The sequence below is a fragment of the Streptococcus panodentis genome (assembly GCF_017884005.1).
Classification (GTDB): Bacteria; Bacillota; Bacilli; order Lactobacillales; family Streptococcaceae; genus Streptococcus; species Streptococcus panodentis.
In genome coordinates this window covers 1-12,131 of the sequence record NZ_QFAY01000040.1, presented here as the reverse complement: position 1 = coordinate 12,131, position 12,131 = coordinate 1, and the positions used below count along the sequence as shown (strand labels likewise).

Annotated in this window: 10 protein-coding genes and 1 pseudogene; all 11 read left to right on the top strand. The window is 44.3% G+C overall.

The genetic code is table 11. The features are described from left to right. The first annotated feature begins 1,245 nt into the window (after positions 1-1,245). Positions 1,246-4,695, top strand: coding sequence for a hypothetical protein (locus DHL47_RS13475; protein ID WP_245335644.1), 3,450 nt, complete (start codon positions 1,246-1,248; stop codon positions 4,693-4,695). 173 nt (positions 4,696-4,868) lie between these two features. After that, the gene (locus tag DHL47_RS12730) at positions 4,869-5,315 is read left to right on the top strand and encodes a LytTR family DNA-binding domain-containing protein (RefSeq protein ID WP_002908049.1); all 447 of its coding nucleotides are present in this window, start codon (positions 4,869-4,871) and stop codon (positions 5,313-5,315) included. Between the two features lie 4 nt (positions 5,316-5,319). Continuing rightward, positions 5,320-5,994 carry a LiaF transmembrane domain-containing protein gene (locus DHL47_RS12725; protein WP_002908050.1) on the top strand — a complete coding sequence of 225 codons (675 nt, stop codon included), beginning with the start codon at positions 5,320-5,322 and terminating at the stop codon, positions 5,992-5,994. Between the two features lie 130 nt (positions 5,995-6,124). Continuing rightward, positions 6,125-6,313 (top strand): 50S ribosomal protein L28, encoded by a 189-nt coding sequence (gene rpmB / locus DHL47_RS12720; protein WP_001140948.1) that lies wholly within the window; start codon positions 6,125-6,127, stop codon positions 6,311-6,313. Between the two features lie 142 nt (positions 6,314-6,455). Continuing rightward, positions 6,456-6,821, top strand: coding sequence for an Asp23/Gls24 family envelope stress response protein (locus DHL47_RS12715; protein WP_209552131.1), 366 nt, complete (start codon positions 6,456-6,458; stop codon positions 6,819-6,821). Positions 6,822-6,823: 2 nt separating this feature from the next. After that, a complete protein-coding gene (locus tag DHL47_RS12710; RefSeq protein WP_209552130.1) occupies positions 6,824-8,488 on the top strand; it encodes a DAK2 domain-containing protein in 1,665 nt (554 codons plus the stop codon). 130 nt (positions 8,489-8,618) lie between these two features. Next, positions 8,619-9,191 carry an SP0191 family lipoprotein gene (locus tag DHL47_RS12705; protein WP_209552129.1) on the top strand — a complete coding sequence of 191 codons (573 nt, stop codon included), beginning with the start codon at positions 8,619-8,621 and terminating at the stop codon, positions 9,189-9,191. Positions 9,192-9,534: 343 nt separating this feature from the next. Continuing rightward, positions 9,535-9,732: a hypothetical protein gene (locus DHL47_RS12700; RefSeq protein ID WP_209552128.1), complete on the top strand. Its 198-nt coding sequence runs from the start codon at positions 9,535-9,537 to the stop codon at positions 9,730-9,732. Further along, entirely contained in the window at positions 9,719-10,594 is an 876-nt protein-coding gene (locus DHL47_RS12695) for an ABC transporter ATP-binding protein (RefSeq protein ID WP_209552127.1), read from the top strand. Before DHL47_RS12700 ends, DHL47_RS12695 begins: the two co-directional genes overlap by 14 nt. A 14-nt stretch (positions 10,595-10,608) precedes the next feature. Then, the gene (locus DHL47_RS12690) at positions 10,609-11,343 is read left to right on the top strand and encodes an ABC transporter permease (RefSeq protein ID WP_209552126.1); all 735 of its coding nucleotides are present in this window, start codon (positions 10,609-10,611) and stop codon (positions 11,341-11,343) included. A 4-nt stretch (positions 11,344-11,347) separates the two neighbouring features. After that, positions 11,348-12,058: pseudogene (locus DHL47_RS12685) on the top strand (histidine kinase dimerization/phosphoacceptor domain-containing protein); the annotation flags it as partial. Positions 12,059-12,131 lie beyond the last annotated feature (73 nt).

Below are 12,131 nucleotides of genomic sequence, written 5' to 3'. Positions count from 1 at the left end.
GCAGAAGATTTAGGCGACTTTTCTTCGGATTCTGGTAATGACAGATTTGGCACAAAGCCAACCACCGACCTAGGCAGCGGTTTAACGGCCGATGCGGACAGTTTGGGCGATTTCAATACAGATGAAAGCTCAGATTGGAATGGCACTGAGCCGAATTCGTCCTCTTCTTCGTCAAATTCAGGCAATGATTTGACTGCGGATACAGAAGATTTAGGCGACTTTTCTTCGGATTCTGATGATGACAGATCTGGCACAAAACCAACCACCGACCTAGGCAGCGGTTTAACGGCCGATGCGGACAGTTTGGGCGATTTCAATACAGATGAAAGCTCAGATTGGAGCAGCACTGGCCCGAATTCGGCATCCGATTCCGCTAATGCAGGCAGCGAATTGGCAGTCAATCCAGACAAAGTTTCTGAAACAACGACAACAAATACAGAGGAAAGAAAGAACCCTAATATGTGGGGGACGGATAATGGAAAACCTTTTTCTAATCCAACGACTGTTTTAGGTAAGATTGGAGAGGCGATTTATGACGGAGTAGATGGTATTACAGAAAAAATTATAGGGGTATCCTTAACTGAATTGGGAACATATGTATCTCCTGATCCTCAGCCAGTCCCTGAAGAAGTTCTAACCCCAGCTGGATCCTTAAATTATAATATAATGCAAGGAACCCCGCCGGTTCTTGGAGCGGGAGTGGTCAAAACAAGCGAAACAGGTGCGCGATATGCCGCTAAGATTGCTGACCATGAAGTTACCGCTGGTGCTTTAGACGGTGCTCACATTTTGCTTACAGGAGAGACACTAACAGGAAAAGATGCAGTTCCAGATAGTTCTCCTCTGTCTGAACCTGTTGGTCGGATTGCTATTATTGGAAATAACGTTATTGGAGCCCGAACAGGGGTAGAGCCTTTGGATGTTATTATTGGTGTGACAGGCTACAATCCGATTACTGGGGAAAAAGAGGACCGTATTCCCTCATTATTTGGAATTTCCAAAGGAGTGAAGGGAGGACAAAAGGGAGCCCCTAAGGACTCAAGTGACGGTCAGAAAAAATAACCTCTTTTATCATTCTACCGAAAACCGGGCGTCGTCCCGGTTTTTTCTTCTCTTGAAAATGTCAATTATACATGACAATAATATGTCGAAAATATTACGATATTTTTAAATGTTACAAAATAATAGCAAATATGATAAAATTATGGTACAGTATAATAGCAATTAATAAAAGGAGGAGCGCTTGTGAAGAAAAAATTAATGCTTTTGGTTTTGTTGGGTGCTGCGTTTGTCCATATTGGACAAGTTCATGCTTATGACGGGGATTCCAGTGATTCTGGCGGATATTCCGATACTTCCGATTCGGACAGCTATGGTTCCGACTCTGACAGCTTTGGTTCGGATGCTTCCGATTCGGACAGCTATGGTTCCGACTCTGACAGCTTTGGTTCGGATGCTTCCGATTCGGACAGTTATGGTTCCGACTCTGATAGTTTTGGTTCAGCTGCTTCCGATTTGGACAGCTATGGCTCAGACTCTGACAGCTTTGGTTCGGATGCTTCCGATTCGGACAGTTATGGTTCCGACTCTGACAGTTTCGGTTCAGATTCTTCGGATTCCGGCGGCTTCGGTTCAGATTCTTCGGATTCCGGCGGCTTCGGTTCAGATTCTTCGGATTCCAGCGGCTTCGGTTCAGATTCTTCGGATTCCGGCGGTTTTGGTTCCAGTACTTCGGATTCCGGTGGTTTCGGTTCCAGTACTTCGGATTCTGGCGGTTTTGGCTCTAGTTCTTCGGATTCCGGCAGTTTAGATTCAAACTCTTCAGACTCTGGAAGCTTTGGTTCCAGTACTTCGGATTCCGGTGGTTTCGGTTCCAGTACTTCGGATTCTGGTAGTTTTGGTTCCAGCTCCTCAGATTCCGACGGTTTCGGTTCAAGCTCTTCAGACTCTGGAAGCTTTGGTTCAGGTTCTTCAGATTCCGACAGTTTCGGTTCCAGTACCTCGGACTCCGGTAGCTTTGGTTCAGGTTCTTCAGACTCCGGTAGTTATGGCTCCTCCACTTCAAATAGTGATAGTCTAGGTTTCTCAGATTCTGGAAGTTTCAGCTCTTCAGATTCTAACAGCTTCGGCGGCTATTCTACTTCAGATAATGATAGTCTTGGAATCTCTACTTCAAATAGTAGCCTTGGATCGTCAGATAGTTCTGGGAATTGGTCAAGTATTGGCGACAGCGACTTATCAAATGGATCTGGAAGCTGGTCCAGTATTGGGGATACTAGTTCGTCTAAGAATAATAGCGACTTTTCCAGCTTTGGTGATGCTATTTCATCGGGCAACAATTATAGTTCTGGAAGCTGGTCTAGCATTTCTGACGGCAATACAAGTTCTGCAGATTTGAGCGCAGGAAATTGGACGAGCACCAATGATTCAGTCGCTAAAAAATCTTCCGAGATTTCCGACTCTTTTAGTGATTTTGATACAGGTGATTGGTCTCGAACATCTGATACCTTGGCTGATAATGCTTCGTCAACCAGCAAGACAGTGAGTGACTTTACTTCAGGCGGTTGGTCAAAAGTATCCGATTCATCAAGCGATAACTTTTCAACAAGTGGCTTAGGTCTGAATGACTTTACAGCAGGTAACTGGTCGCATGTATCAGATTTTACTGACAATAAAGCGTCAACAAGAGCTGCTTATAGTGATTTGGAGGCAGATAATTGGTCTAGAATCAATGATTCTTTCAACAATTCGGCTTCGTCAGCTACCACGGCAACAGATGATTTTACAACAGGAGACTGGACTCGTGTAACCGATGCGCTTGGAAGCCAGGTTTCCAACAAAAGCAAGTCTCTAAGTGATTTGACACTTGGTGATTGGGCCAGTGTTCAGGATGCTGCGTCAAGAACAGCAAGTCTCTCTCCATTGGAGGGTGAATATACTCTTTCTGCAACAAAACCTACAGAGGACTTTGTTAGCACCTCACCAGTAAATCAATGGTCTGGCTTTAATCCAGTCGAGGGTGATTGGAAGCAGATTGATATCTCTGAGAAATCAAAAACTGTTAACACCCCAACGATGTCAGAGGCATTGGCTGATTGGGCAGGCTTCAAGCAGACAACCACGAGTAATGAAGGACTCCCAGGCTTTGCTTTAGACTATGCATCCTCTCTGACAGCAACAGGAAAAAATCAATTGCCGGGTTCATTTTTAGACGGAGATTGGCAACGGGTTAGCGAAAGTAAGCCTACTTCAACCCTTTTTAACAATCCTTTAGCTACAGAGGACGCACTCACTAACCAAACTCTTCCAACGACGGTTGACTTAGGCTTATCTCAAACTTTTAGTCGAACACCAGAAGACTACTATCAAGCAGGTGCGATGTTTGCAGGGCCGGGTGCTACTTACCACAGAGTGACCTCGGAGCCCAAAGCGTTATCTGAAAGATTTCAATACGAGTTTAACAGGGATATAAATAATTACAGAAATGCTATGAATAAATCTGCTAAACAGCATTTGACAAATGATTTTGAAGTCAAAGATGATAGACGTTTCAAAGACTTAGGTTATGTTGGAGCTGCAATAGATAATATGGCAGCTAGCTCATCCTCTAGACTTGCAGCGAATCGAGTCTCTTCTAATGAGTTAGCATATTTAGGTGTGGTAGGTGTAAATCTCGCATTAGATGAGGCAACTGCTGTAGTAAATAATGTTAATAAATTTGCAGACAAACCAGGAGTTGGCTCTACTTCAAGAATGCTTAGTATTGGTTTAAATGCTGCAAATGGCTTGCCCCCTACTGCTGTTGATATGAGGGATATGGCTGCTATTATGGCGGAGAAGGAGAAAAAGACAGAGCCTAGTCCAGGTTATCATAAACTAAAACAAGAAGTTTATAAAGCGTTTCAAGATAGGGATACTAAAAAACTGAGTAAAATATCTAACGAAATCGAGAAGCAAATTGGGGACTATTTTGATCCACTGACAAATGGTATTAAAAGAGACTTCTTTAAAACCCCAGCGTCAGAAAAAGAGGCAAAGAAGGCGGCCAAAGAGACGACTGCTGTTGGCGGATTTAGTTTATATCCAGAGAAGTTTAATAAATATGTAGAAGGTAAGAAAAAAGACTTAGACACTTTTATTGAAAATTCAACCAAAAAGAAATCAACAGACAGTGAAAACATGAAAATGCTTAAAAATGCTGGCTATGCGATAGGAACATTTGCGTCTTCAAGAGGGAAGAAAGCAATAGATCAAGTCACTAAGTCTGCAAGAGCTATTACCAAAGTTGCAGATAAGCAAGAAGTTCAAGATGCTGCTCTATTGCTAAGCACAGGATTTAACTACTCACAAGGCATTCCTTATAGTCCAGAAGCCAAGATGGTTGAAAATGAAGCGTTAGAACGAATGTCTAATCGATGGAATTCTTTCAAAGCATACATGACAGAATTTGGTAAAGCATGGGAAGAAAGGGACACAGTTAAGAGTGCTAATATGATGAAAGATATTTATAGAACTACTACAGATTATATAGGTGACTTTAAAGGAGCTGCAGGAGGAGCGAAAAAAGCTGGGAAAGCCCTAACGACTCCAATAGATAAAATCAGAAATTTTGGTAAGTCTAAAACTGACTCTAAACAATCTGTATCTAAGACTTCCACTCCGTCATCAAAAGCCTCTAAAAACAAGAAAAACTAATTCCTTTTCCTTATATTGTCAAAAAACCGGGACGAGACCCGGTTTTTTGATGTTTGATTCTTGTCAATGTTAGCAGCAAACCACTTACCGCCCAAAATCTACCACTTACTGAAAAAGCCTTGTTTCTCATTTTGAAACTGATATAATAAACGTAGAAAGTAAAGGAGGTAGCAATGAAAATTCGAGTAGAACTGGATTCGGATTTAGCGGAAGTAGAGATTGTCATCAGGGCTGCTCGATTTGATGCTCAGCTCGAGCAAATTCAGCAAGCTCTGGAGCAAGCAACGGCACCGCCCATTATTTTTTATAAGGGAGCTAGCGAATATTTTCTGGATATTGACAATATTCTCTTTTTCGAGACTGACGGTAGCAAGATTTTTGCTCATACGCGTGAGGATGCTTATGAAGTCAAGCACAAGCTCTATGAGTTGGAAGACCGCCTGCCCTATTATTTTTGTCGCATATCCAAATCCAGCATTATCAATAGTAAGGCGATTTACTCGCTGGAAAAATCCTTTTCGGGCAGTAGCAGCGTCCGTTTCTACGATACCCATAAGGAAGTGTATGTGTCTAGGCACTATTATCAAATTTTAAAAGAAAAGTTAAACGAAACGAGGTAACATCATGAGAAAAACAATATTAGGACTGGCTTGCTTACTTCTAGCAGCTTGGGTACTTTTGCAGGGGAATTTCGGGATTCCCGTTATTCACATCAATGTTTGGCCTTTGTTGGTCATTATGGGCTTTGTCTATTTTTCAGCGGAGAGCTTCTATTCTGGCAACATTCCGCTAGGTTTTATCTTTGCCATTATCGCTTTTATCATTGCTAATAGCACTTACGACCTCTTGCCCAATATCTCAGCAAGCGCAGTTAGTTTTGCTGGTATTCTAGCCTGTATCGGTGTCAATTTCTTGGTCAAACCTAGCAAAAAATGGAAATTAAGGCATTTTTCTAAACATTTTTCTGGCGAAGAAATTGGTGGCGAAGGCATTGTCTTTGGCTCAGGCACCCGTTATGTCAATAAGGACAATTTTAGCTATGATGAGCTGACTTGCTCTTTTGGTAGTGCCAAGGTTTACTTTGACAACGCTAAGATAGCTGGGGATTCAGCGACTTTTAAAGTGGAAGTTGCTTTTGGTAATGCCACTCTCTTTGTTCCAAGCTCTTGGCAGGTTGTCAGCAAGGTTGCTTGTGCTTTTGGCGGTGTTTCTCAAGTTCGCGATACCAGTGAAAAAGAAAAAACGCTCTATTTAGAAGGCAGCGTGGCTTTCGGTCATTTGAAAGTGATTTATATCTAATTATTTCTTGTTTTAAAAAGGTGATTATTTGCAAAACTTGGGAACTAGCTCTTGCCAAACTCGGTAAAGTATGGTAGACTTTATAAGTATGTGGTAAAACACCTTAAACTAATCAGGAGGATAAGTATCAATGGCTAAAGTATGTTACTTTACTGGTCGTAAGACTGTATCAGGAAACAACCGCTCTCACGCGATGAACCAAACAAAACGCGCTGTTAAACCAAATCTTCAAAAGGTTACTGTTTTGATTGACGGTAAACCTAAAAAAGTTTGGGCTTCAGCTCGTGCCCTTAAATCAGGTAAAGTTGAACGCGTTTAATCTTTATTTAAAAAGGATGGAAATTTTCCGTCCTTTTTTGCTTGGAAATTTCCGCCTAGACAGTTGATTTAGACCCTTCCTCTTTTACACCCTGTATAAAATGTGGTAGAATAAACTATAAAATACTTTTGAGGTACAAATAATGACTGTGAAAATCAATACAAAAGATGGTCAAATTGAATTGACTGATGATGTCATTGCAACAATCGTCGGCGGCGCGGCGACTGAAATTTTCGGTGTGGTCGGCATGGCCAGCAAGAATGCCATCAAAGATAATTTTCAGGCTCTTCTGGGCAGGGAAAACTATGCCAAGGGCGTTGTTGTCAAAACAAGTGACGAAGGCGGCATTGCAGTTGATGTTTATACCGTCTTGAGCTATGGCATCAAGATCAGCGAAGTCTCAAAAAACATTCAGGAACGAGTTAAGTTCAGTCTGGAAAATCAGCTGGGCATCACTGCTCACACAGTGAATGTCTATATTCAAAATATTAAAGTCGTAGGAGAATAATCGTGGCAAATATTACTACTAGTTTATTTCAAGGAATGGTGCAGGCTGCGTCAACTCGTCTGAATAAACAGGCCGAATATGTCAACTCTTTAAATGTCTTCCCAGTTCCAGACGGAGATACAGGTACCAACATGGGCATGACCATTGAAAATGGTGCTAAGGAAGTGGCAGACAAGTCTGCTTCAACAGTTGGCGAAGCAGCAGGTATCTTTGCCAAGGGCCTGCTGATGGGCGCGCGCGGAAATTCCGGCGTCATCACCTCTCAGCTTTTCCGCGGTTTTTCTCAAAGCGTCAAGGACAAGGATGAACTGACTGGCGAAGATCTGGCTCTGGCTTTCCAGTCCGGTGTAGAAGTGGCCTACAAGGCAGTTATGAAGCCGGTCGAAGGGACTATTCTGACCGTTTCCCGCGGAGCTGCTATCGGTGCCAAAAAGAAAGCAGAAAGCAGCAATGATGCTGTTGAAGTGATGCAGGCAGCTCTTGAAGGAGCCAAGGCAGCTCTGGCTAAGACACCGGATATGCTGCCGGTTCTGAAAGAAGTCGGCGTAGTTGATTCCGGCGGTCAGGGTCTGGTCTTTATCTATGAAGGCTTCCTGTCAGCCCTTACCGGCGAGTACATCGCTTCTGAAGACTTCGTGGCAACGCCTGCGACCATGTCTGAAATGATTAATGCAGAACATCACAAGTCAGTAGCCGGCCATGTAGCAACAGAAGATATTACTTTCGGCTACTGTACGGAAATCATGGTGGCTTTGAAAAAGGGCCCGACCTATGTCAAAGACTTTGATTATGACGAATTCCGCAATTACTTAAATGAGCTGGGCGACTCTCTTCTGGTGGTCAATGATGATGAAATTGTCAAGGTCCATGTCCATACGGAAGATCCGGGCTTGGTCATGCAGGAAGGGCTCAAATACGGCAGTTTGGTCAAGGTTAAGGTTGATAATATGCGCAACCAGCACGAAGCTCAGATCGAAAAAGAAGAGCGCACAGCCAAACCGGCTCAGGAAAAGGAATACGCCCTTATCGCAGTGGCAGCAGGAGATGGTCTGGCTGAGATTTTCAAAGCCCAGGGGGTTGACTATATCATCTCCGGCGGCCAGACCATGAACCCGTCAACAGAAGACTTTATCAAGGCTGTTGAGCAGGTCAATGCCCGCAATATCATCATCCTGCCGAACAATAAGAATATCTTTATGGCAGCCCAGTCTGCGGCAGAAGTGATGGAGCAGCCGGCAGCAGTGATTGAGTCCCGCACCATTCCTCAGGGGCTGACCAGTCTCTTGGCTTTCGACGGCGGAAAGACGCTTGAAGAGAATCATGAGCGCATGACGGCAGCTTTGGCTGAAGTTGTCAGCGGCAGCATCACGACTGCCGTTCGCGATACGACCATTGACGGTTTGGAAATCCATGAAAAGGACAATCTCGGTATGGTAGACGGCAAGATTGTGGTTTCAAATCCAGATATGCTCACGGCTTTGAAGGAGACTTTCAGCCAGATGCTGGATGAAGACAGTGAAATCGTCTCTATCTACATCGGGGAGGATGGCAGCGAAGACTTGGCCAGCGGTTTAGCCCAGGATCTCATGGAGCAGTACGAAGATTTGGAAGTGGAAATCCACCAAGGCAGGCAGCCGGTCTATCCTTATCTTTTCAGTGTAGAATAATACAATCGCCAATTATAGCAAAGAGCAGAGGAAAATCCCTGCTCTTTTTACTGTTTTTGCAGGAAATCTTTAGACAAGTCAGTGGTATTATGTTATACTATAGTACATAATAATAGAAAAAAGGTGAAGTATGAAAAAGATAATGACCTTATTCACTCTAGCTTTGCTCTTTCTGACCGGCTGTACTTTTACAAACAAAAACAGCACCGCCTCAGATACGGAATCTCCGTCCAGCTCCAAAAAAGCCTCCAGTTCTTCCAGTTCCTCTTCTTCTGAGAGTACGGAGGTTGTCAGCAAGACCTTGGTGGGCTATATTCAGGGGGTTCATCACCGTGATACGATTACCTATCAGGGTGAAAAAATCTTAAATCTGCGCTTGGAATTGCTGGCAGATCTGCCGGAGGATATGGCAGCTGCCTCCGCCGATCGGACTCCGGAAGAGCTGACCGCTATTATCCAAGAAGGCTTGAAATCCAATCCACAGGTTGCAGAACTGCAGGCCATTGAGGGCTTTAAGCTGGAGTATTCTGTATCAGCAGATAGAAAATTTCAAACCAATATCGAAATGGATTTCCAAAAGCTCAATGACGAGCAGCTGGATAAGATAGCCAGCGACAAGGAGCTGGGCCTGAATGACTTTAAAGGCCTGACATCAGAGAGATTTATTCTGGGGATGAAATTAAACGGCCTGAAGGAGGAATAAAGGCTGCTGCGATTTTCAATCTAAAACAGAATGAGTATGAAAAGACGGGACAGCTCGTCTTTTTTGCTGTCTAAAATATTGTCATTTCGTTTATCTGTTATTACGTCGTTAACTCACCTTGCCATACCCCAGTACAGCCTGCGGCTCGTTGCTCTATCGCCCTGTACGTTAAGCGATAGGGCTGAAACTATCCCCCAGACAGTTTCGCTACTAAAAGCAAACAAACAGACCATATCATGACATTTGTCATATTAAACCATGACAAAATTATCTAGTGCCAATCTTTCCCCTGCGCTATAATAGAGACAGTAAAAGACGGAAAGGCAGAAAGCGGAATAAAGAAATGAACCAGAACATTCGGATTATCTTATTTGTGCTGGCAGGTCTGGTCCTGTCGCTGATTGAGCAAACAAGCGGTTTTCTCAGCAGGCTGCTGCTCATAGATTTTTATATAGGCGCTTGGGGGATAGCTGTTTTGATTTTTGCGGCTGGTCCAGCGATTGTTGAAATCTTAAAGGAGGATAAAGATGGCACTCATTGAAGTAAAAAAGCTCTCTAAGAGCATTCGCGGCAAGGAAATTCTAAAGGATGTTTCATTTGAGATAGAGGACGGTGACTGTGTGGCCCTGATTGGTCCCAACGGTGCCGGCAAGACGACCCTGATGGACTGTCTCTTGGGCGATAAGTTTCTGACCTCTGGTCAGGGGACGGTGCAGGGCTTCAAACCGACGGATGACCGGCTCAAGCAGTCGGTGGCCATTCTGCCCCAGGAAAATACGGTAGTGGCGGATCTTAAGGTCAAGGAACTCATCGCTTTCTTTCGGGCCATTTATCCTCACAGCCTTTCCGAGGAAGAAATTGACGCTCTTCTGGGCTTTTCTGACAAGCAGAAGAATCAGCTGGCCACTAAATTATCTGGTGGTCAGAAACGGCTTTTTTCCTTTGTTCTGTCCCTGATTGGCCAGCCCAGGATTCTCTTTTTGGATGAGCCGACTTCTGCTATGGATACCTCGACCCGCCAGCATTTCTGGGAAATTGTCGACCAGCTCAAGCACAAGGGCGTGACCATTGTCTACTCTTCCCACTATATCGAGGAAGTGGAGCATACAGCAGACCGGATTTTGGTGCTGCACAAGGGCGAGCTGATCCGCGATACCACTCCTTATGCCATGCGCAGCGAAGAGCAGGAGAAACACTTTACCCTGCCTCTGACTTATCAGGAAACGGTGGAAAATCTGGCGGATGTGACCGATATTGAAATCAAGCAAAAGGCCCTGTCCTTTGCGACCAAGGATGCCGGCCGGGTCTGGCAGGTCCTGCAGAACCACGGCTGCACCATCGAAGAAATCGAAGTCCGCAACCGGACCCTGCTGGACAGTATCTTTGAAACGACCCAGGACTAGAATGGAGGAAGATTATGAAACACATGGCACATTTAATGAAAATGGAACTGATTATGATGAAGCGGCAGTCGGCTTATTACCTCCTGTCCATCGGGCTGCCCAGCGTTTTTTATCTGATATTTTCTGGGATGATGGCCGGCTCAAATACACCGGACCGTCTACTTCGGGGCTATCTTTTCTCCATGACGGTCTTTAGTATCATGTCGACGGCCTTTTTCAGCATTCCCAGTGTCCTCCAGTCTGACAAAACCAATAACTGGCAAAAATTGATTCAGCATTCGCCGGTTTCTATGGTAGAATATTATCTATCAAAGCTTTTCAGCACCATGCTGACCTTTCTGCTGTCAGTCCTTGTGGTCTTTTCTGTCGGTCACTTTGTCCGCGGGGTTAATCTGCCGCTGGCGGACTGGATTATCATTGCCCTGATTATCTTGGTGGGCAGTCTGGTCTTTATTGCTATGGGAGTTCTGGTCAGCCTGCTGCCCAGCGCCCAGCTCATGTCTGTAGTAGGTAATATCACCTATATGGCTCTGGCGGTTTTGGGCGGTCTTTGGTTCCCCATTACCATGTTCCCGGACTGGATTCAATTTATCGGTAAGCTGACGCCTAGCTATCAACTTATGCAGGTGGTATCTACTTATCTGGAGCATCATAGCTGGAATGGGTCTGCCATTTTGATCACGCTGGCCTATACGGCAGCAATCAGTCTGCTGATTTTGCAGCTAAAAAAACGGATTGAGGTTAAGTAAGTTTATGTGGGAAAAAATCAAAAAGACTCACTATATGTTTCACATTTCTCTGGTCTTTATCATTTTTCCGATAGCGGGTGTCATCAGCGGTGAGTACCCGCTTTTGCTCTTGTTCTGGACGGTTCTCTTTGTCGGGGCTTATTATACGGTTTTATTGAGCAAACACGCTCTTATCCAGGCTCTTGCCTGGTGGATGTTGGTCGCTTATATTTTCTATGCTTCGGTTTGGCTCAATTTAGGTTTCTCCTGGTATATCTTTTATCTGTCCAATCTGCTCATCTATCAGCTGGATGGTATTTCCTTTAAATCCTGGCGTTTTTGGAGTTTTTTGACCCTGCAGCCAGCCATGCTGCTTGGGATTTATCTGGTCAATCAAGTCGATGCAAGCCAGCTGCTTTTCTTTCTTACCACTTTTATGTTTTCAGATTTTATGACCTTGGGTCTTCATCGGATTCAAACGGATGAGAAGATAAGGGAAGAAAAGGTCAAGCAAAATGCCCAGCTCAATCTCTTTTTGGCGGAAAATGAGCGCAATCGGATTGGCCGGGATCTGCATGACAGTCTGGGGCATACCTTTGCCATGCTCAGCTTGAAAGCCGAGCTGACCCAGCAGTTTCTGGACTTGGGAGCCTATGAGCAGGCAAGGAAAGAAGTAGGAGAAATTCATGACATCAGCAGGCAGTCCATGGCTGATGTCCGCAGGATTATTGAGAATCAATAACGCAGTTCTTTTACCTTGATTTCATCATATTTCAGAGGTATAGTTATAAAAAACAGCCCGCTAGCTG